The sequence below is a fragment of the Alteromonas sp. ABH2_165 genome (assembly GCF_056159945.1).
Map to the genome: position 1 here is coordinate 279,654 of NZ_JBSWWF010000008.1, position 22,111 is coordinate 301,764.

Sequence of the window (22,111 nt, forward strand, 5' to 3'; positions counted from 1 at the left end):
AATTGTCTGTTCGTAGCGACTATTAACTTTATAGGATATGGACAATACTTATGTTAGTTGGAATTCCAGTGGAACAAAGTAACAGCGTAATTAAGCCGAAAGATTGTGCGGCAGAAATGTCAGACTACATTGTTAAAGTTGCAGAACAACGATGCAAAGCGTCGTTCGCAAGAGTTTTTGGTTATTTTGCCCCCCGTTTGCGTTCTTATGCGTTAAAGCAAATGGGAAATGAAGCCTTGGCAATGGAGATGGTGCAAGACACAATGTCGAATGTCTGGCAAAAAGCACATCTGTTTAATGCTGAGAAGGGTAGCCCTTCCACCTGGATTTTCACCATTGCACGTAACATCCGATTTGATATGCTCCGTAAGTTGCAGAATCGAAAGGAAGATATTTGTTCCGATGATTTATGGCCGGTACTTTGCGAACAAACGCCTGATGCCAATGAGCAGTCTCTTGATGAGCAAATTACATTAGAGCAGATTGGATTTATGTTCGAAGAATTACCGCTGAAGCAAAAATCGGTTATTGAAGCTATTTACATCGATGGCAAGTCGCAGCAAGAGGTAGCAGATGAACTTCATATTCCATTAGGCACTGTGAAGTCCCGCACGCGGCTAGCGCTGCAACGCCTTAAAGGCATGTTACAGGATCATGATTAAGCATCACCCAGAGCAATCCCAACTAACACAATTTGTTCAAGGTAATATATCCCCCGCCGAGGCGTTAATCGTCTCGGCGCATTGCGATCTGTGTCACAGATGCCGCCAATTCGTACATCATCAAACCCAACTCATTGCTGCTGAAGTGTTTGATACCCCACAGCCGAAAGATTCACTGGAAAACTACGGCGCAATGCTCGCCGCAATAACCCAACTTCCAGCATGTGAGACAGCCCCAGCTGCGCCAGACAACAAACTCAATGTGTCGACTCTAGAGTCTATCGCCACTTCTTCCCTTGTGAAAACACTTGAGCTCGACGGGCACCAATTTACTTTACCTCCTACGCTTCAGCGAATTGCAGCGAAAACAGGTAACTGGTCGGGACTTGTAGGTCGATTATGGCAAGCCCCTGTAGAGTTAAATTATCCTGGCGTGGCGAATTTTATTTACATGGGGCGGGGGGGCAGTGTACCTGAACACACCCATCGCGGAGTGGAGTATACCTTGGTACTTGATGGTGAATTTAATGACGGCATTAACCACTATCGTACCGGTGATTTTGTCGTAATGACCGACGATAATACCCATGCCCCTCATTCTGATCATCGAGAGGGGTGTCTGGTATTTACGTTACTGGATGAGCCCCTTCATTTCACCTCTGGCATTGCCCGGCTGTTAAACCCTTTCAGCCATTTGTTCTTTCGATAAACGTTATTAACCCGCTGAACGGTTATTCGAACAATAAAAAAGGCCAGCAATATTTACTGACCTTCTCGATTGTTAAACTTCTTTGCGCCTTCAATCACGCTTTCAATCATTTACTCGACAATGGTGACGCAGTGCGTTCCTCGGTTGAAGCTGTTTGGTCGTGCTTATGTTCACGTGTTTTTATATCAAATATACCATATCCGCCAACCACTAAGAAGCACAGTGCCGGCACAATGTAAGAAACCACTACACCGTTAGAGTCGATGAGTGCAGCTTGGAATAGTGGCAGAATCGCACCGCCCAAAATTGCCATAACAAGGCCTGCTGCACCTAGTTTCGTGTCGTCTCCTAGTCCGTCCAGGGCAATGCCATAAATGGTTGGAAACATGAGCGACAAACACGCAGAGATAGACACCAGTGCGAGTATGCCAACAACGCCTGAGGTTTGTGTCATTACGATACACAGCGCCGCAGCAACCAGTGACATGATCATAAGCAGTCTTGCAGGGTAGAGGTACTGCATAACCCAGGTCATTACAAAGCGGGAAATCAGAAATACAATCATGCTGTATTGCAGGATTTGCCCACCATCAACTTCATTGCCGCCTGTCGCTGCCATGGCGTATTGAATGGTAAACGTCCAAACACAGGTCTGCGCGCCCACATTGAAAAACTGCGCCAGCACACCAAAGCGGTAGTGACGGTTTGCCAGTAGTCGCTTAAAAGATGCACCTAAGTGAATGTTTTCACTCTTCTGTTCTGTTGATTCATTTACTGGCGTTTTAATGCAGGCTATAGCAATCCACACTACCACCAGTACGCACGCCATACCGACATACGGCAGCATAACAGCATCAAGTTCGGCACCGATAACCGATTTCAGTTCAGCCGCAGACATAGCCGCACGCTCTTCTGCGGATGCCTGATTGAGATTCGGCAAAATAAGGGTGGCAGCCAGAAACACGCCAAGGTTGGTGCCAACCGGGTTAAAAGCCTGGGCAAGGTTCAAACGGCGCGTGGCACTTCTTTCACAGCCCATGGCCATCACATAAGGGTTGGCCGAGGTTTCCAGAATCGATAAACCGCCAGCCAGAACGAACAACGCGAGCAGGAAAAAGCCATACGTCATGGTTTGACTTGCAGGATAAAACAGAAAAGCACCGGCAGCGGCACAACCCAATCCGGTGAGTACGCCAGTTTTGTAAGAAAACCGCTTGTTAATGAATGCGGCGGGAATGGCCAGGCAGAAGTAAGCACCGTAGTAGGCGAATTGAACCAATGCTGACTGCAAAGACGACATAGTGAAAATTTTACTGAACACCTTTACCAGCGGATCTGTCATGTTCGCAGCAACGCCCCAGGCGGCAAAACAGATGGTAAGCAAAATAAAAGGGAGCAGAGTATCTTTTGAAACCAATGGTGCACGTTTTCGCACTTCATGCCTCTCAATGTAAAATTTTAGTTAAGCGATTTAAACAACATTTTTTTTCAGTGTCAATAAATCAACATAATTTATTTAATCTGTTTTCTTTTGATCTAGGCCGGGTGTTAGCGGATGTCTAACTAATACTGGGCATCAGGGGTTTGACGGTCTACTATAGGCTGTTGATTTAATGTAAATAAGAGTGTTGTTATGCCGAATTCAGCCCATCAGGAACCCAATGCCACGTCAGCCGTATGGCAGCAAAGCACTAAAGCCAAAGGGCAGTCAGGCCTCAGAGCCTTGAATGAGCGGCGCATTCTTACCCTCATCCGACATCATCAGCAGTTACCGAAAGCGCTAATAGCAAAAGAAACCGGATTATCAGCCCAGGCCGCCACTGTCATCATCAATCGGCTGGAAGAAGACGGCTTGCTGCAGCGAGGTGAGCCACACCGGGGCAAGCGCGGTCAGCCTAGCGTGCCGTTTTATTTGCGTGCTAAGGGGGCCTATGGTCTAGGGTTAAAAATTGGCCGTCGTAGTATGCAGATTTCACTCATTGATTTTTGTGGCACCGTGCGTGCTTCACTCTGTGAGCATTGGCAATATCCGTGTGTAGAAGCCATGGAACGGTTCGCATCAAGAGGTCTAAAGGCCATTTTGTCTACGCTGGACGAAGACGAAGTTGGCCGGGTTAGCGGGGTTGGCATTGCTATGCCCTTTGAAATTTGGCGTTGGAGCGAACAGGCGGGGGCGCCGGCGGATAAGCTCGCGAAGTGGAAAGGGTACGATGTACTGGCGGCAATCCAATCGATTGTCGATTTACCGGTTTATCTTTGTAACGACGATACTGCAGCCTGTGCCGCAGAGCTTTGGTTTGGACAGCACCGGCAGCTTAGCGACTACCTATACTGCTTCGTGGGGACGTTTATTGGTGGCGGCATGGTACTAAACCGGCAACTACATGTAGGCCGAAGCGGCAATGGTGGAGCGGTAGGTTCCTTACCTTTCACCTATGCCGGTAACAGCAAGCAGCTACTTGACGTGGCATCGGTTTATCTGCTTGAAAAACAACTCGAAGAAGCCGGTGTGGATACCAGCTTTATGCACGGCCGTCAGCAAAACTGGCCTGAGGACCTTCCCGGTTTAAGTGGTTGGATAGCGTCGGTTGCTGAAGGGATTGTCCATGCAGCCATTAGTGCCCACGCCTTTTTGGATTTAGACGCCGTTGTTATAGAAGGGGCGTTGCCACTGTCCGTTAAGCAACAATTGCTGGCGCGATGTAAACATCACTACCAACAGGCCGACTTGCGGGGCTTGTCTTCTCTTGCTTTCCTTCCCGGTACCGTAGGTGCTGAAGCGCGGGCACTCGGCTGTGCGAACCTGCCCTTACTTGCCCAATTTAGTTTGTAAATAATTAAATAATAAAAGTTGATTTAAATTTTCACCTGCTTTACATTGCGCTTCCAGAACCTCTGTTAATACGGTGTAATCGAGTTGTGCCTACTGATTACACCCAGTTAGGACGTAATATGAGCAGAAAAAGCATTTCAATGAAGCCACGTCTGTACCAGGCGATGATGAATGTAATGCCAATGATGGGCGTTGTTTCTTCTGGCATTTTGGCATTCAGCCTGGGTCATTCTTCCGTAGCCACTGCCGCTGAAAACAGCATGGATTATATTCACTGGCAAGCAGCGTACACCGGGGAAGCGGCTGCCAATGTGAAAGGTGGTGAGCAACGCGGAAGTGCCTACGCCGGGCAACTTTTCCTTGGCGCAGATTTCGATATGGAAAAGGCCGTCGAATGGAAAGATACCCAAATTCATGTTGCGCTGACGAATCGTCATGGCCAGAACCTGGCTCAAAACTACATTGGTAATAGTACCTCGGTGCAGGAAATTTACGGTGGACAAAGCTCCCGCTTAGCCCGGTTAACCATTGAAAAAACATTCTTCGATGGTCAGCTTCAGGTAGAAGCGGGCAGGACCGTGGCGAACATCAGTTTCCTTGGCTCATCGTTATGCCAGTATTTTCAGACCAACGCAGCCTGCGGTAATCCAACCTTCGTTTTTCGTACGAGTAACTTTACCTGGTGGCCGGTTTCGAGTTGGGGAGGACATGCCCAGTACAACATCAATGACAAGATGTATTTTCATGCTGGTGTGTACGAAGAGAATACCGTGCATCAGCGACCAGGCGATCATGGTTTTGACTGGCGCACGTCAGGATCAACCGGTGTAATAGTACCGTTAACGCTGGGTTACAGAACCAGTTGGGAAAATGATAGCTATCCGCGGCAGTATGAAATTGGTGGTTGGTACGATGGTGCTGACTATACCGATCCAGCCCGTGACAGCAATGGTGATTTTGCCGCAGTAACGGCTGAAGACTATGCCACACGAAATGGTCGTTCAGGTGCTTTTGTGCGTTTTGAACAAACTGTGTTGCGGCCAGATTTGAATTCTCAACGTAGCGTTACCGTTTTTGGCGCGTTTCTGACTGGGCTTTCCGGTGAGCTAACGCAAGATTACTTTATCAAAGCAGGATTTGTTAAACATGGCACCTTTGCTGGACGAGACGAAGACACCATTGGGTTTGTGATAACCCGTCAGCAGTATAGCGACGACGCCCTCGAAGACCAGGCGCTGCTCAGGATGTTGAACGGTGGCGTAGGAATGCCTGCGAGCAGTCAGACAATGATGGAGTTGAGCTACGGTATTCAGTTTAATGACCACATTCGAATTCAGCCAAACCTGCATTACATCATCAACCCCGATCAGTTTAATGAGCGGTCACGCGCTGAAGATTTACCTGATGCGTGGGTGGTGGGTTTACGACTGGACGTCGACCTGGCGGGTCTACTTTTTTAATATTAATCAGATGATTGTCTGAAACGTTAACGGGAGACAGTACATGCAGGTATTGTGTATGGGGGAAGCATTAATCGACATGCTTGCAACCAAAGAGCAAAACGGCAGCGGCACGATTGAAAGTTTCCGAAAATTTGCCGGTGGTGCGCCGGCGAACGTCGCTGTGGCAGTAGCTAAGTTAGGTGGAGACAGCGCGCTTTTTGGAAAGTTAGGTAAAGATCAATTTGGACATTACTTACATCAAACGTTAACTGAACTTGGCGTCGATACCACATTCACGGCTTTTTCTGACAAAGGCAAAACGGCGCTGGCATTCGTAGGTCTTGATGATGAGGGTGAGCGCTCTTTCGATTTTTATATTGATAATGCCGCCCATACCGACCTAACCGAAGCTGATTTGGTATCCGCGCTATTTGACCGCCCGCGAATAGTGAGTTTTTGCTCAGGGTCTTTCAGTACCTCTGCGCTACGACAGGTTACCGAAGCCGGACTCAAGCAATTTACTGATGCAGAAAGTGTACTTTGTTTGGATATTAATTACCGTCCGGCATTCTGGGATAACGTGGCATTGGCGCCAGAAGTTATCAGCGATGCGGCAGGCAAAGTAGACATGATAAAGGCGAGCCGGGAAGAACTTGTCGAATTGTATGGTGAAAGTCAGGTCGACAGTAAAATTCAGCAATGGCTAGACAGCGGTGTTTCATTGATTTTATTAACCAATGGCGCGAAACCCGTGTCGTTTTATACCCGGGACACAGATGGCACGTTTCCCGTTCCCGAGGCAGAGGCTGTTGACACTACCGCAGCCGGAGACGCTTTCGTGGGTGGATTCTTGTTTATGATGTCAAACGCTGTGGAAAACCGACATTCATTTGTGCAGTGGGCAGGAAACTTTGAACATATTCTAACAACACTGCGGTTTGCTACCCAATGCGGTGCTGTTGCTGTAGCACGTTATGGTGCGTTCGACGCGCTGCCCGACCAATCGCACATGAATGACTTCGTGCAGTAATATTCATGTATAAAAAAAGCCGGATTACTTTAGAAAGTAATCCGGCTTTTTTGTATGTAGGCAGGGCGTTTAGCCAATAAAATCACTGTCTGGGAAATTCAGTTTCAGCGTTTTCATGGCGTTTTCTTTAAGCTCGTTCAGACCTAACAGGTCGTAGCTGGAAACCATGATTTCAAGTGCTTCTTGCACCTGGTCGGTATTGGAGTAATTTTCCAGTACATAGCGGCCACGATTCGCAGCGGCAACATAGGCTTCACGGCGCATATAAAAACGGGCGATGGCAATTTCATATTTCGCCAAACGTTGTTTAATAAACATCATGCGCTTTTTGGCATCAACGGCGTATTTGCTGTCAGGATATTGCAGAATCAAACGGCGAAAATCTTCAAACGCTTCTCGTGCTTTTGTTGGATCGCGGTCTGAACGGTCGATTTGCATCATCTCTTGAAACAGGTTGGCGTCTGATTCCATGTTGGTTAGCCCACGCATATAGTAGGCGTAGTCAACATCAGAGTGATTAGGGTTCAAACGAATGAAGCGATCGATAGTCGCCAACGTCTCGTCAATTTTTCCTGACTTGTAGTAGCTGTAAATCAGATCAAGTTGCACCTGATTAGACAAAGGACCAAACGGATAACGTGAATCCAGTTCGCTGAGGGTGGTTGCGGCTTGCCCAAAGTTACCTACTGACATGCTGCGTTTCGCATGGTCGTACATTTGCTGAGAGCCCATGTTGGCCAGTCTTGCGCGTTCTTCTGAATCGTCAGATGAGCTACAGCCCGTCACGCTAATCATGACGCCCACTACCAGTGGCATCATTAATCGAATTGGTTTCATATCTGTTGTCTATTCCTGCTTAACCGACTGATACGTCTATTACTGCATTTAGTAAGAGGCATTCTAGCGCACTCGAATACGCAAACTCCACACAAAAACCGGAAACTTTCCGATTTAACCTGCGCAAGAGTTGGTATAATGCGTTTTTTGTAACAGCGAAAGAGTTATATGACCCAGTCTGATAATACCGTCAAACTTGAGGCTAACACTGAATCACGTCATTTTGGTCTGAGGTTAGATCAGGTTTTGGCTGATTTGTTCCCTGAATATTCACGGTCAAAGCTAAAAAATTGGATTCTGGATGGCAATGTCACGGTAGATGGTGACGTTTTAACCACACCACGTCAAAAAATGTGTGGTGATGAATTTATTCAGGTTAAAGCCGAAATGGAAGTGCAGACCGCCAGCCTGCCACAGAAAATAGATTTAAACATTGTTTATGAAGATGATTCGATTTTAATCATTAATAAGCCCGCTGATCTGGTGGTTCACCCTGGTGCGGGCAACCAGGATGGTACTTTGCTGAATGCTTTGTTGGCGCATGTGCCTGGTATCGATGTTGTTCCCCGTGCGGGCATCGTGCATCGTTTGGATAAAGATACCACCGGATTAATGGTGGTGGCGAAGACCGTACCGGCGCAAACGCATTTGGTAAATCAACTTCAAGACCGGGTGATGAGCCGGGAATATGAAGCGTTGGCATACGGCACAATGGTTGCAGGTGGCATTGTTGATCAGCCTATTGGCAGACATGCAACGAAACGAACGTTAATGGCCGTTCGTGAAACCGGTAAGCCGGCAGTAACTCACTATCGTGTTATTGAAAAATTTCGCGCGCACACGCATCTACGCCTGAAACTGGAAACCGGCCGTACACACCAGATCCGCGTGCACATGGCGCACCTTAAGCATCCGTTGGTAGGCGATACGGCGTATGGTGGCAGAACACGTTTGCCAAAAGGTGCGACAGAAGAGTGTGTTGAAGTATTACGCGCTTTCCCTCGTCAGGCGCTTCACGCGGCACAGTTATCGCTGTTTCATCCTGAGACCGATGAATGGATGACCTGGCAGGCGCCGCTTCCTGATGACATGGTTCAGCTGATTGCCACTGTACGGGAAGACACTAAAATTAAAGGCATGGACGACTATTAATTGTTATCGATGATTGTTCCAGATTGGCCCGCGCCATCAAACATCGTTGCCTATACCTCGACCCGACCGGGTGGGGAAAGCACCGGTGTCTATGCAGGACGAAACGTGGGCCTACATGTTGGTGACAATGCCAGCCATGTGCTTGCAAATCGTGCGGGCTTACCGGAATCTGATAGGCTGATATGGCTAAACCAAGTACATGGCAATACGGTCGTAGAACTGGATGCCACATTACTATCACTTGAAGCCGGTGCCATTGATGCGGATGCATCATTCAGTCGAACGCCAGATGTTGCCTGCGCAATCATGACCGCCGATTGTGTTCCCGTATTGTTTACTAACAAAGCGGGAACAGAAGTCGCAGCGGTTCATGCTGGCTGGCAGGGTTTGGAAGGTCAGATAATTGCCGAAACCGTTAAACGACTGCATGCCTCTAGTCAGGATTTACTCGCCTGGATCGGCCCTGCTATCAGTCAGGCGTGTTATGAAGTGCCCGATTCCCTTGCGAGTCGATTTGCTCAATACGACGATGTAATTAAGCCCGCCGGTGTCGCCGGAAAGTCTTTACTTGATTTGGCTGGCATAGCGGCCAAACAATTAGCGGCTTGTGGTGTAGAGCATGTGGTGAACTCAGGGTTATGCACTTATCGCGACGAAACACGTTTTTTTTCTCACCGCCGTGCAACCCATCAATACCATCAAACCACTGGCAGAATGGTCTCTGTTATTGGTATTAAAGCCATAGAGCCGAGTTAATTTTCTCGCTTTTTATATAGCGTTGTGCGGGATATTCCCAGTTCACGCGCCGCCGCAGTGAGATTTCCATGGTGGCGCTGCACCGCGGCCTCAATGGCATTTTTCTCAATATTAGCCAACGTTAGCGGCTCTAATTCCTGAGGTTGGGCGTCGAATTCGACAAAATGCTCAGGTCTTAGCGCTTTCTCTCCATCAGCGATTACCGTAGCTAAATGAATGGTTTGTCTCAATTGCCTAATGTTGCCCGGCCAGGGCTGATTGATCAGCCACTGCATGGCATCTTCAGTAATTTCAGCGTGGTTGAACGATGCCACGATGGTCGTGATCAATCGGCGTAAGTCCTGACGAAGATGCAGTGGCGGCAACTTTACCTGCATACCTTTCAGGCGATAATATAAGTCTTCGCGGAACATCTGCTTTGCCACCATAGCCGGTAAATCTCTGTGGGTAGCGCAAATAATGCGAATTGATAGCGGGCGAATCATTGAGCTGCCGATGCGGGTGATTTGTCGCTCTTGTAAAAAACGGAGTAAGCGGGTTTGTAGTCGAAGTGGCATGTCACCAATTTCATCAAGTAATAGAGTGCCACCATTCGCGTCTTCCAATTTTCCTCTCGCCCCACCTTTTTTAGCGCCGGTAAAACTGCCTTCTTCGTAACCGAATAATTCCGATTCAATTAAGTTTTCGGGCATCGCTGAACAGTTAATTGCAATAAAGGGCGAGTCAGCATCAATAGTATCGTGTAGTGCTTTGGCGAAGACTTCTTTACCTGTACCGGTCTCGCCGGTAATCATAATGGGAATATCGGCTTTGCACGCTTTTACCGCAATTCCGAATTGCTTTTCGATGGCCGGTTCGGTACTCACACTTACCGGCACATAGCTTTGTTGCGGGGCATTTCTAAATGTGGTGACACCAGCGGCAAGATTGCGCACATAGATATAGGTGCCATCGGGTAAAGCGCGTTTTTCGGTTCTGGCACCGAGGTTTTTCAGGCTGCTCTGATTAAACGGTAATGACCGGGAAGAAATGCGTAGTTGAAGCAATTGTCTTGCAGAGTGACTGGCGGCCATAAAATCGCCGTTTGCTGACAAAGCAACTAAACCTTGAAAGGGTGTGTTCAATAATGTGGGAGATGACTGAATACTGAAAATATCACAACCTGCATAGTGATCGGTGAATAATTGGTTTTCTATTGCCATTGCCGATAAGCGCAGCTGTTCGAACACAACCTGGGTATTACGTTCGCCAATGCCCGTCATATCGAGGGCTCCGGCAAGTTGATTGTCAGGCCCGAAAACAGGCACCGATACACAGAAAAACCGATCAAATTCTTTTAAATAATGCTGCGGTCCGGTGAAGACAAAAGCCCTCTTTTCCCGCAAAGTGCATGCTGGCGCCGTGGTACCGATATCTGCTTCCTGCACACGTACACCTGTCTTAAGCATGCTCAGCGGCGGAGTCCCGGCATTGGTTTTGCTCCGCACTATCACCGCGTCACTATTTACACAGAAAAGACACCAATCTTCACCACCGAACACGTCCCATAAACGGTCTATTTCCGGTTGGGCGGTGGCTGCTAAGTGTTCATCGGTTTCTGACAGTGGATAGTCGTCATTTACTCGGTTTACTAACCGGCTTTCCCAGGGGTGTAAACCCGCATCCCGGGAGCGCTGCCATGAACGGGCTACCGCATCCGGTAACAGATTCTCTGGAAGAGGGTGCCCCAATAATAACTGGCGCCTTGCATCATCCAGCAAATCAGGATTTATCATAAGTTCTTGATCATGATTATTGAACACGGCAACACCTTTACCAGTTTATCTGGTGCCGATGTTATCACAATGTAAAATTGTCAGTTGGCTATTGATAGCAGGAAGGAGTGATTTCACCCCTTCCTGTGGCGGCAAGTTTACAGTTCGCCGATTTTGATGATGGGCTTCAAGGTTATGCCTTTTTCGCTATCTTCAGCAGCCTGATTGATATCGCCAAATTCGTAGAATTTAACTAATTTATCGAAGGGAAAGCGGCCTTGATTAAACAATTCTACAAGTTGTGGAATGAAGGTTTTTGGGGTGGAATCACCTTCAACGATACCGCGAATCGATTTACCGCCGAGCAGCACATCATTTACGTCAAAGGTAGCATCGGTTCCTAATGCTGGCGCACCGACTACACCAATGGTGCCCATCAGCCCCAGGGCATCAATCCCTTGTCTTAACACCGCAGGGCGGCCGGTTGACTCAAGGGCAAAGTCGGCGCCACCACCGGTAATTTCTTTTACCCGTTCAATCACGTCTTCGTCTTTACTGTTAATAACATGGGTTGCACCCAGTTCCTTTGCCAGTTCAAGACGGGATTCAACCACGTCGGTTGCAATAATCGTGGTGGCGCCGGCAACCCGTGCCGCCATTACTGATGATAAGCCTACCGCACCTGAACCATAAGACACAAAACTGCTACCCGGCGTGACTTTTAGTGAATTAATTACCGCACCAGCACCGGTTTGAATACCGCAACCGAGCGGACCTAGCAGCTCCAATTTGGCGTCTTTACTTACCTTGATGGCGTTACTTTCCAAACTCAGTGCATAGGTGGCAAAGGACGACTGGGCAAAGAAGTGATCGTGCAGCGGTTTACCATTGGCATCTTGAATAGCGGTTTCGCCATCTGTTCCTACGCCACTGAAGTTGCGAGGATAGAATTCCTGGCAATAGGTGGCATGACCGTGATTACAGGGTTTACAATGTGTGCAGTAACCGAAAGTGAGTACCACGTGGTCGCCCACCTCAAGGTCTTTTACCAGCGGGCCCACCGCCGTAATCACCCCGGAACCCTCGTGGCCTAAAACTGCAGGAAGAGGGACGGGATAGTATTGATCACGCACAATCATATCAGTGTGGCACATACCGGTTGCCACTATTTTAACCAATACTTCATCGTCTTTCGGTGCACGGATTTTCGCCTCTTCTAATTCAAAAGGGGCGCCTTTGGCGCGAGTCACTGCCGCGCGAATTTGCGTAATTTCAGACATTACCTTATTCCTTATAATGGATAACGAGGGGCTTCAGATTGGATAGTCAGCCATTGCCATTGGGTGAATTCTTCCCAATTCGCAGCGCCGCCCACACTGGTGCCGTTGCCGGATGCCCCGGTTCCACCAAATGGATTAACCACCTCATCATTGACAGTCTGATCATTGATATGAAGCAGACCCGTGTTGAGTTGCTGACTTAAGTTGAGCGCCCGCCCCACATTGGTCGCGATGATGCCCGCTGATAAGCCATACTCGGTTTGATTCGCCAGTTGCGCTGCTTCCTCGTCAGTATCGAACGGAATAACAACGGCAACCGGACCAAAAATTTCTTCATTAAATGCCGGACTTTCCGGCGTCACACCGCTGAGCACTGTCGGTTGGAAAAACAAACAGGAATAATCGCCGCCAGCTTCTATTTTGGCGCCACCTTCTACTGCCGCTTTGAGAATTCGGCTAATGTTATCGCGCTGTTGCTCATTAATGATTGGGCCCAGTGCGACCTGCTCGGTGGCAGGATCTCCCACTGGCAGTTGCTTGGCTTTTTCTGCCAGCTTACTGACAAACGCCTGATAAATTTTACGCTGCACAAGAATGCGGCCGGTAGACATACAAATTTGCCCCTGGTGTAACCAGGCGCCCCAGGTCGCGTTTGCGATAGCAAGATCGATGTCGGCATCATCTAGAATAATCAGAGAGTTCTTTCCTCCCAGCTCCAGCGACACTTTTTTGAGATGGCGGCTGGCAGCTTCGCCTACGTTTTTACCCGCGTTGGTCGAGCCAGTAAACTGAATCATCGCCACATCCGGGTGTTAGGTTAATGTGGCACCGGCTGCGCCATCACCTGGTAACATATGCAGTATACCTTCAGGTAACCCGGCTAATTCGAACACCCGAGCGATAGTTACGCCACCGCACACGGCGGTTCGGGGATCAGGTTTAAGTACAACCGCATTACCCACTGCAAGCGCCGGAGCAACCGCACGAATGGCCAGATACAGTGGAAAGTTAAATGGCGAGATAACGCCAACCACACCTAAAGGTTTACGACGGGCGATACTAATTTTACCCGGCGCGGCAGGTAAGACTTCTCCTTGACTTTGTGAAGGCAAGGCTGCGCTTTCGTTCAGCACTTTTATACTGAGTGAAACTTCAAATTCGGCCTTTGCTCGAATTGAACCACTTTCGCGGATCAACACATCGGTGATGTCGTTAAAGTGCTCTTGCATCACCTGAGCGGCTTTGCGCAATACAGCAGCTCGCTCTTCAAAGTGGGTGGCAGACCAGACGGGGAACGCTTTTTTCGCTGCAGTACAGCTTTGGCTCACATCTTCTGGACTCGCCATGGCGATTTGTCCAAGTTCTTTTCCAGACGCAGGTTCAGTCACAAAAACCGGCTTGGCTGAACCAGATACCCATTTGCCGGTAAAGAGTTTTTCCTGCCAAACCGCATTGGCAATGAATGATTCTGTCATTACAACCTCTTTCGTTTAGGCTCACAGAGCCAGTGATTTATTCATCGGTGTCGATGTACATCTTATTAACAGCATCACTTGTGCCAGCCGCGGTTTTTGGGCAATAGGTACCGTATATGTCCAGCTAGTGAACAATGTGAATGTCTGGCATGTTCATAACCTGAACGCCTTTTGCGAAACGCGAGAGCCGTTTGTAAATTTTTCGATAGTGGAAAGAAAAATAGAAATGACCCATTAAAAAGATTGACTGACATCAATGAATGGAAAGGTTCATCACTAATTTTTTGCGTAATGAACTTGAATAGCATGTGTGCGATACCTATTTAAATAGCACTACTTTTGCAGGGGGCTTTTCATGCGATTAGATAGATTTACCAGTAAGTTTCAATTAGCGATATCCGACGCACAGTCATTGGCACTGGGTCGTGATCATCAGTTTATTGAGCCCGTGCACCTGATGACAGCCATGCTGAATCAACAAGGCGGCTCAGTGCGCCCGCTTCTCGATCAGGCCCACGTAAATGTGAATGCATTACGTTCTTCTTTGGCCGAAGCTATCGAGCGTCTTCCCCGCGTTGAAGGGATTGGCGGCGATGTGCAGCTCAGCAAAGAAAACGGCATTTTGCTAAACCTGTGTGACAAAATTGCACAGCAGAGAAAAGATGAATACATCACGTCAGAAATTTTTGTACTGGCAGCGTTAGACGATAAAGGCAAGCTTGGCGAATTGTTGCGAAGTTTAAACATCACCCGTGACCAGCTGGAAAGCGCTATCGACAAAATGCGTGGTGGTCAGAAAGTGACAGATCCGAATGCCGAAGATGTACGCCAAGCACTGGAAAAATACACTACTGATCTGACAGAGCGGGCAGAGCAGGGCAAGCTCGATCCGGTCATTGGCCGTGATGATGAAATTCGTCGCACCGTGCAGGTTCTGCAGCGGCGTACCAAAAATAACCCCGTGTTGATTGGTGAACCAGGTGTAGGTAAAACCGCCATTGTTGAAGGCTTAGCACAGCGTATTATTAACGGTGAAGTGCCCGAAGGTCTTAAAGACAAGCGTGTGCTATCGCTGGATATGGGCGCGCTGGTGGCGGGAGCGAAATTCCGTGGTGAGTTTGAAGAGCGCTTAAAAGCGGTGCTCAATGAGCTCGCTAAAGAAGAAGGCCGGGTGATCTTATTCATCGACGAGTTACACACCATGGTCGGCGCCGGCAAAGGCGAGGGGGCCATGGATGCGGGTAACATGCTCAAGCCCGCACTGGCACGTGGTGAACTTCACTGCGTGGGTGCCACTACGCTAGATGAATACCGTCAGTATATCGAAAAGGATGCCGCGCTTGAGCGTCGCTTCCAGAAGGTACTGGTAGACGAACCAAGTGTTGAGGATACCATTGCTATTCTGCGTGGTTTGAAAGAGCGTTATGAACTCCATCACTCGGTAGATATTACCGATCCGGCCATTGTCGCGGCGGCTACGTTGTCGCATCGTTACATCAGTGACCGTCAGTTGCCTGACAAAGCTATCGATTTGATTGATGAAGCGGCTTCAAGCATCCGTTTGCAAATCGACTCTAAGCCAGAAGAAATGGACAGATTAGAACGTCGTATTATTCAGCTTAAGTTGGAAGAGCAGGCGCTGGCAAAAGAAACCGACGACGCCAGTCATAAACGACTTGAAATGATCGAGTTGGAACGTGAGCAGGCAGAAACCAAATTTGGCGATCTGGATAAAATATGGCGTGAAGAAAAAGACGCCATGCAGGGCACGCAGTCTATCAAGACTGAACTAGAGCAAGCAAAACTGGATTTGGAAATTGCCCGCCGTGCCTCTGATCTAAACCGCATGTCCGAATTGCAATATGGCCGTATTCCCGAGCTTGAAATGAAGCTGGAAAAGGCGGCAGAGAATGAGACGCGGGAAACGCTGTTGCTGAAAAACAAAGTGACCGATGTAGAAATAGCCGATGTGCTTTCACGTTGGACCGGTATTCCAGTAGCCAAAATGCTTGAGGGTGAGCGTGACAAACTGCTGCGTATGGAAGATGTTCTCCATACCCGCGTCGTGGGCCAGGCTGAGGCGGTAAGTGCCGTTTCAAACGCGATCCGCAGGTCTCGGGCCGGTCTTGCCGATCCAAATCGACCCATTGGTTCTTTCCTGTTCCTCGGCCCGACGGGTGTCGGTAAAACAGAGCTTTCTAAAGCGTTGGCTGGCTTTCTGTTCGATACCGAAGAAGCGTTGGTGCGCATTGATATGTCCGAGTTTATGGAGAAGCACTCTGTGTCCCGACTAGTCGGTGCGCCTCCGGGTTATGTAGGATATGAAGAAGGCGGTTATCTGACAGAAGCGGTCAGACGTAAGCCTTACTCTGTGATCCTGCTGGATGAAGTTGAAAAGGCCCATCCGGATGTGTTTAACATTCTGCTTCAGGTACTGGATGATGGCCGCCTTACCGACGGGCAGGGACGTACGGTCGACTTCAAGAACACCGTTGTCATCATGACGTCGAACTTAGGTTCTGATGTCATTCAAGACACCCATGATGTCAGTCAATACGACGAAATGAAGCAGCGTGTGATGGGCGTAGTGAGTCAGCATTTTAGACCGGAATTCATTAACCGGGTGGATGATCTCGTCGTGTTCCATCCGCTGGGCAAAGAGCAGATTAAATCGATAGCTAAAATCCAGCTTGCCTCCTTACGTCAGCGCTTAATCGAAAAAGGTTACAAACTGGAATTGTCTGGTGCTGCCATGGACAAATTGGCGGATGCCGGTTTCGACCCGGTGTATGGCGCACGCCCACTCAAGCGCGCTATTCAGACGCAAATAGAGAACCCTTTAGCGCAACAGTTATTGTCTGGTGTGTTAATGCCTGAGTCGACTATTCGCATCGACGTGCGGGATGATGAGTTAATTATCGTCTAAGTGTTCTTAGGCTGAGTAAACCAGGCAATTTTGGTTCGCTCAAACGTGGTTAGCGTGTCGCGAAAAACAAAAAAGCCGTGGTACTGAGAAGTACCACGGCTTTTTATTAAAGCGGCTTTATTTTAGTTTATCGCCAGCATTTTTTTGGCATCAGTTTTACCATTGAAGTCGAATTCGGAATTTGCCGCTAACTCAAGGTGTTCGGCAGCTTCCCCTTGGCGACCCATTTTCGTTAGGGTATAGCCAAGGTGATAGCGCAATTTCGGATTCGTTGCATGACGGCTAAACGCGCGGCGAAGCATTTCCAGACTCTCAGCGTATTTTCCTTCTTGCGCGAGTACCCAGCCATACGTATCTAAAATCTCGGGGTCGGCAGCGTTTAATTCAAATGCCTCTTTAATCCAGATACTTGCTTGCTGAGTGTTGGTTTCGGCTGTCATCTCAGCAAGGCGGTTCAGTACCTTAGATTTATTAAGCACATTAGGTAACTTGACCAACTGAGCGTAAATCGGTACCGACTTTTCGAACTCACCCGCGTTGTAAAAGTACTGGGCGAGAAGGTTTGCTGGTAACAAATATTGTGGATGCTCTTTCATCAGCTTCGACGCAATAGGCACGAAACCTTTAGGGTAATCGTTGCGCTCTGCCATTTTGTAAGCGGCGATAAGTGGTTGCGCGTAAACCGGTGCAAGGTCCAGTGAGCGGCCGTATGCTTGCGCTGCTCTATCAAAACTCTGGCGGCTTTCAGCTAACAAACCCGCGACATACCAGAATTCAGGATTATTCTGATTTTGGTCGATTCTAGATGAAATAGTACCCGCGGCATCTGACACTTTACCCATAGCAATTTGCAGCTTTGCAGTATGCAGGGCCAAACTGTTGTCGTAAGGCGAAATTTCGCGCGCTTTCAGGAAGCTTTCAAGTGCCTCTCCCGGACGACCAAGCTTGATAAGAATATTGCCGTAACGTTGAAGATACTTCGCACTGTTCTGAATACCGTCGCGGGCTAGCACAATAGCTTGCTCAGCCTCATCGTTGCGGCCCATGCCCGTCAGAATGTCAGCTTTCTGAAGTAGATAGGCTGGGTTATCAAAGTCTTCCTTGAGCAGTTTCTCAAGTTGGTACAGCGCATCATTCATGTTGCCTTTGCCAGCGCTAATTTGAACCAGTTTCACCCGAGCCTCTTCATTACGAGGGTGAAGGGCTAATACGTCGTTGTAAATAGCGATTGCATTTTCCATATCGCCGAGGAGCAATAAGTTCTGCGCTTTAAGCAATTTTGAAGGAACATGACGAGGCACTTGGGCGATCAATTCGTCCAAAATAGTTAGAGATTCAGCAACATGGCCAGTCTTTGCGTCTACCGATGCAAGGTTGAAGCGAGCAGAGAAGCTACTATCATTCAGCTCAAGCGCTTTGTTAAGCAGTGCGCGGGCCTTATCGTATTCTTCTTGTTGCATAAACAGACTGGCTTTTAGGTTATAGACATCTGCCTTGTCTGGAAATATATCGATAAGTGCGTCTGCACTCTTGTGGGCGTCATCATAAAAACCATAACGCATCTTCATGGACGTATACGTAAACAGATACGTTGGATTAAGCTGTTGGCTTTCATAGTTTTTCTCTAGCAGTGCCAACGCTTCTTCACGCTGCCCGCGCACAGTCATCAACTTAATTTTGAACAACTCTAATTGCAGCGTTCGAGGATATTCTTGTTCAAGAAGACGCACTAAACTGTCAGCACGAAAGCTCTTATTCTGGTCGATGAGCAAGTCACCAAGTAAGAGTGCCGCGTTGAGGTCTTGCATTAGCAGTGTTTGTTTCTTCTCAAGTAAACTCAATGCGAGTTTAGGACGCTGCGTGGCAATATAGGCTTTCGCTAGCAGCTTAATTGCCTGTAAGTCGTCTGGCGTTTTATTCAAATAACGCTCAAAGTCACCCACTGCTTTTTCAATATTGCCGTTAAAGTAGGCAGTGAGGCCGCTGATATAAATCAGTAGAGGTTGAGACTCAACCACGTCAGGAGACAGTTCTGACAGGGTATTGCTGAGCTTCTGCATTTCTGTGTTACTAGAACGTACCGTTTGCTCCTGAGTCATCAGCCAGTTATTGAGTAGAATGGCAAGTGGATCATCTGGCGTACGTGACATGATTTCGTCAACGTATTTGCGTGCACTTTCGAAGTCGTCACGTGCAATATAAATGTTTACCAGGTTACGTAACGCAATGGGGTCGTCTGCGCTTATGTCTAATGCATGTTTAAAGTCTGTAATTGCGCCATCAACATCACCTTTCCGGTAAGTAAGCTGACCCATAAGACGCCACAATATAGCGTTGTCTTCATTAATAGACTTAGATTGGTTTAAGTAGTCTTCAGCTTTTTTCAGATCGTCGGCTCGCATGGCAATGGCGGCCAGGCCGGTAAAGGCATTCTCGTGATTAAACGGCATTGTCAGCATATCTTGATAAGCTTGACCTGCGCATTTGTCATCGTCTAATTTGGTACAGGCCGTTGCCCGTATCTGTAGCCATGCAGATTTTTGCTTCGACCCAAGACGTTTATAGTCTTGAAATTCAATAATGTCGCTGAAACGGTTCATGAATAACCAAGCGGTACCGAGAGGCTCAGCAACCAGGTTAAGGTCTGCTCCCATATCAATGGCTTCCTGGAATTCCAGTTCGGCTGCTCGAACATAACCGTTTTGCAGTAGTAATCGACCCATCAGGATTTTCGCTGTCAGATTATCAGGGTCTTTTTTCAGGCTATTTTTTAAATGAACAAAGGATTCTTCGTAGCGCTTGTTGTTATAAGCATCCAAAGCCTGCTCGTAGTCTTCAAAAGTTGTTGCCGACGCAGAAGAGAACGTGACCATACCAATGGCACCGAAGAGCGCGTTTCTTACTAATGAAGTTAAAATCCGTTGTTTATTCATATCACACCTGAATTTGAGTGAATTAAAAAAGGTGGCATACGCCACCTTTCAAATACGAAGCCTGTAGAGCGTAATCGCTGGGATTATGCTTTACGCTTTCTACGCCACATGGCCAGTGCACCACCCATGAATAACATAGCAAAAGTACCAGGTTCGGTTACTTCTGTTGGTGGGTTAGTTGGAGGAGTGTCTCCGCCTTTCGCATTGAAACCAATAGACGCTAACTTGAAGCCGTCGTTGAACATAGTATGCCCGATATCACCAAATACAGTGTTATACGCACCTATAATCCAGTATTGAGAATAAACACTTTCCATATCAACCATGGCCAGGTTAGTGTCGTCACAGTTCAGTACATCGAACGAGCCAACAGACATCGCGCTACCAGCGATATCTGACCAAGTGTTTGCACCAGACGTTAGCATTGATGTATCGCTGAGAGCCGCTACAGATACCTGAGTTTCAGTGTCTTCCCACAGCCAACTGAAAGTTGCACCTGTTACATTTACTTCTTCATCAAAAGAAATAAGGATGTAATCAAAGTCTGTTTCGTAATTAACGATTTTCTTACCGTCTTTACTAGCCCAGTAAGCTTCCCATTCGTTATCTGCAGAGTGTTCAGGCGACTCATGGTAACTTTCATCGGCGTTAACAACGCCGTAGCCAGAACCGTATTGTGCTAGATCAGCCGCTTCTACGATGCCGTCACCATACATTTTGTAATCGCCATAGTTGCCTTGTCTAACAAAGCCCGCAGTATCTGAATACGCTGATGCGTTGATAGTAACGCCATCTACTACTGCTCCAGAAATACCATCTGATACCAACTCATATTTCAGATCATCATCGAAATAATCAGCTGCGTTACAACCTGAGCCGGTATTACCATCACTGCCACAACCACTGTGCCAATTACTGCCCTTACCGCCCCATGTAGCATGGGCAGGAGCAGAAGCAGCTGCAGCGGCAAGGACGAGTGTCGTCACTGACGCAATTTTACTTAATTTCATTTAAAAACCCCTTTTATACCTCGATTTCATACCTCAAAAACAACTCAGCACTAAATGTGCCAACTTTTAAAGTTATGAATATATTAGGTTTTTTACGCCAAAATTTTAGGTTTGAAATAGCCTACGTAAAAAATACTGACATTGGCAAGATCTACTAAAATCAGATTTTTCTCATTAAATACAGCTATTTATTGTAAGATCAAAAAACGTTTTTTAACGTATGTGGTCACATACTAAGTTATTCGGCGTGCTTTTGAATTTGAGCCGTGCGTGCACAATTGATGTATGAAATAATGTGCCAGTCAGCTTTAAACTTAAGAGGGTGTATGACAGATACCAAACGGAAGGGCATTTATCTATTGCCTAATCTTCTTACCACAGCCGGATTATTTTCAGGCTTTTATGCAATAGTCGCTTCGATGAACGGGAGTTTCGAAGCCGCGGCGGTTGCAGTTTTTGTTGCCATGATTTTCGATGGCCTGGACGGTAGGGCTGCCAGAATGACGAATACACAAAGTGCCTTCGGCGCCGAGTATGACTCAATGGCTGATATGGTTTCTTTCGGTATAGCACCTGCATTGGTGGCGTATAACTGGGGATTAAGTGAATTAGGTAAATTTGGCTGGTTAGCTGCCTTCATCTATGTAGCGGGTGCAGCATTACGTTTAGCAAGATTCAATACCCAGGTTGGCATTGCTGATAAACGGTTCTTTCAGGGGCTCGCGAGTCCAGCTGCCGCTGCCGTCGTATCTGGTCTAGTGTGGGTCGGCGTTGAATACGGTGCTAATGGCGATGATTACGGCGTTGTCGTGGCCTTGGTAACTGGGGCTGCAGGTTTACTCATGGTAAGTAACTTTAAATACAATTCGTTTAAGGAAGTGAATTGGAATGGAAAAGTGCCTTTCGTTGCCTTGCTTATCATTATGCTCATCTTTGTTGTTGTGGCGACCGAGCCTGCACTTGTTTTATTCCTGGTGTTTGCCTTGTACGCATTAGCAGGGCCTATTAATACATTTAGAACGGTAGATAAGATGACACTTCATGATGTCGTAGGTGATCATGAAGAGAAAGATGCAGACTTTACGACTCATGAAGAATCAGTCTCACCAGAGCAGGAAAACGAGAATAGCGACAACATAAATAGTAAGAAACCTGAATAGCACTGAAAACAGTGCAATTTGATGCTTTAATTTGATGATTGAACAAAAAGCGACCGAATAGGTCGCTTTTTTCATTTTTATGACAGATAGGGGTTGACGAAAAACCTCTGGAGCGTAGAATGCGCACCACTTCGACGGGGAACGTCAAACGC

The 22,111-nt window shown here is 47.6% G+C and carries 15 protein-coding genes and 1 pseudogene; 9 read left to right on the forward strand and 7 right to left on the reverse strand.

Annotated features, from left to right (window positions below; genetic code table 11):
* Positions 1-50: 50 nt before the first annotated feature.
* A complete protein-coding gene (locus tag ACXAFQ_RS16680) occupies positions 51-662 on the forward strand; it encodes a sigma-70 family RNA polymerase sigma factor (RefSeq protein ID WP_474824557.1) in 612 nt (203 codons plus the stop codon).
* Complete coding sequence (locus ACXAFQ_RS16685) at positions 655-1,371, forward strand: ChrR family anti-sigma-E factor (RefSeq protein ID WP_474824558.1); 717 nt, start codon at positions 655-657, stop codon at positions 1,369-1,371. The genes ACXAFQ_RS16680 and ACXAFQ_RS16685 overlap by 8 nt, the downstream gene beginning before the upstream one ends.
* 106 nt (positions 1,372-1,477) lie before the next feature.
* Here the strand turns inward: ACXAFQ_RS16685 and fucP are convergent, their stop codons facing one another.
* Positions 1,478-2,806 carry an L-fucose:H+ symporter permease gene (gene fucP / locus ACXAFQ_RS16690; protein ID WP_474824559.1) on the reverse strand — a complete coding sequence of 443 codons (1,329 nt, stop codon included), beginning with the start codon at positions 2,804-2,806 and terminating at the stop codon, positions 1,478-1,480.
* A gap of 198 nt (positions 2,807-3,004) precedes the next feature.
* Here fucP and ACXAFQ_RS16695 point away from each other — a divergent pair, with 198 nt between their 5' ends.
* The 3 genes from ACXAFQ_RS16695 (at position 3,005) to ACXAFQ_RS16705 (ending at position 6,676) form a co-directional block, all read left to right on the forward strand.
* Positions 3,005-4,204, forward strand: coding sequence for an ROK family transcriptional regulator (locus ACXAFQ_RS16695; RefSeq protein WP_474824560.1), 1,200 nt, complete (start codon positions 3,005-3,007; stop codon positions 4,202-4,204).
* A gap of 119 nt (positions 4,205-4,323) precedes the next feature.
* Complete coding sequence (locus tag ACXAFQ_RS16700) at positions 4,324-5,664, forward strand: carbohydrate porin (RefSeq protein WP_474824561.1); 1,341 nt, start codon at positions 4,324-4,326, stop codon at positions 5,662-5,664.
* Positions 5,665-5,707: 43 nt separating this feature from the next.
* Entirely contained in the window at positions 5,708-6,676 is a 969-nt protein-coding gene (locus tag ACXAFQ_RS16705; protein ID WP_474824562.1) for a carbohydrate kinase family protein, read from the forward strand.
* Between the two features lie 69 nt (positions 6,677-6,745).
* Here ACXAFQ_RS16705 and ACXAFQ_RS16710 read toward each other — a convergent pair whose 3' ends face one another.
* A complete protein-coding gene (locus tag ACXAFQ_RS16710; protein ID WP_474824563.1) occupies positions 6,746-7,513 on the reverse strand; it encodes an outer membrane protein assembly factor BamD in 768 nt (255 codons plus the stop codon).
* Positions 7,514-7,681: 168 nt separating this feature from the next.
* Here ACXAFQ_RS16710 and rluD point away from each other — a divergent pair, with 168 nt between their 5' ends.
* Positions 7,682-8,665, forward strand: a complete 984-nt coding sequence (rluD, locus tag ACXAFQ_RS16715) for a 23S rRNA pseudouridine(1911/1915/1917) synthase RluD (protein WP_070126718.1) — start codon at positions 7,682-7,684, stop codon at positions 8,663-8,665.
* Between the two features lie 9 nt (positions 8,666-8,674).
* A complete protein-coding gene (pgeF, locus tag ACXAFQ_RS16720) occupies positions 8,675-9,421 on the forward strand; it encodes a peptidoglycan editing factor PgeF (RefSeq protein ID WP_474824575.1) in 747 nt (248 codons plus the stop codon).
* Here pgeF and ACXAFQ_RS16725 read toward each other — a convergent pair.
* The 3 genes and pseudogenes from ACXAFQ_RS16725 to ACXAFQ_RS16735 form a co-directional block, all read right to left on the reverse strand.
* Positions 9,418-11,223, reverse strand: a complete 1,806-nt coding sequence (locus ACXAFQ_RS16725) for a sigma-54-dependent Fis family transcriptional regulator (RefSeq protein ID WP_474824564.1) — start codon at positions 11,221-11,223, stop codon at positions 9,418-9,420. The two genes, pgeF and ACXAFQ_RS16725, sit on opposite strands and share 4 nt — an antisense overlap.
* Before the next feature lie 110 nt (positions 11,224-11,333).
* Entirely contained in the window at positions 11,334-12,455 is a 1,122-nt protein-coding gene (locus tag ACXAFQ_RS16730; protein ID WP_474824565.1) for an NAD(P)-dependent alcohol dehydrogenase, read from the reverse strand.
* Positions 12,456-12,466: 11 nt separating this feature from the next.
* Positions 12,467-13,930 (reverse strand): annotated as a pseudogene (locus tag ACXAFQ_RS16735) (benzaldehyde dehydrogenase).
* Between the two features lie 355 nt (positions 13,931-14,285).
* Between ACXAFQ_RS16735 and clpB the strand changes: the two are divergent.
* On the forward strand, positions 14,286-16,856 hold the full coding sequence (gene clpB / locus ACXAFQ_RS16740) for an ATP-dependent chaperone ClpB (protein ID WP_474824566.1): 2,571 nt from the start codon (positions 14,286-14,288) through the stop codon (positions 16,854-16,856).
* 122 nt (positions 16,857-16,978) lie between these two features.
* Here the strand turns inward: clpB and prsT are convergent, their stop codons facing one another.
* Both prsT and xdp1 read right to left on the reverse strand, forming a co-directional pair.
* Positions 16,979-19,789 carry an XrtA/PEP-CTERM system TPR-repeat protein PrsT gene (prsT, locus tag ACXAFQ_RS16745; protein WP_474824567.1) on the reverse strand — a complete coding sequence of 937 codons (2,811 nt, stop codon included), beginning with the start codon at positions 19,787-19,789 and terminating at the stop codon, positions 16,979-16,981.
* Between the two features lie 83 nt (positions 19,790-19,872).
* Positions 19,873-20,799 (reverse strand): exosortase-dependent surface protein XDP1, encoded by a 927-nt coding sequence (xdp1, locus tag ACXAFQ_RS16750; RefSeq protein ID WP_474824568.1) that lies wholly within the window; start codon positions 20,797-20,799, stop codon positions 19,873-19,875.
* A gap of 326 nt (positions 20,800-21,125) precedes the next feature.
* Between xdp1 and pssA the strand changes: the two genes are divergently transcribed.
* Positions 21,126-21,959 (forward strand): CDP-diacylglycerol--serine O-phosphatidyltransferase, encoded by an 834-nt coding sequence (gene pssA, locus ACXAFQ_RS16755; RefSeq protein WP_474824569.1) that lies wholly within the window; start codon positions 21,126-21,128, stop codon positions 21,957-21,959.
* Positions 21,960-22,111: the final 152 nt, after the last annotated feature.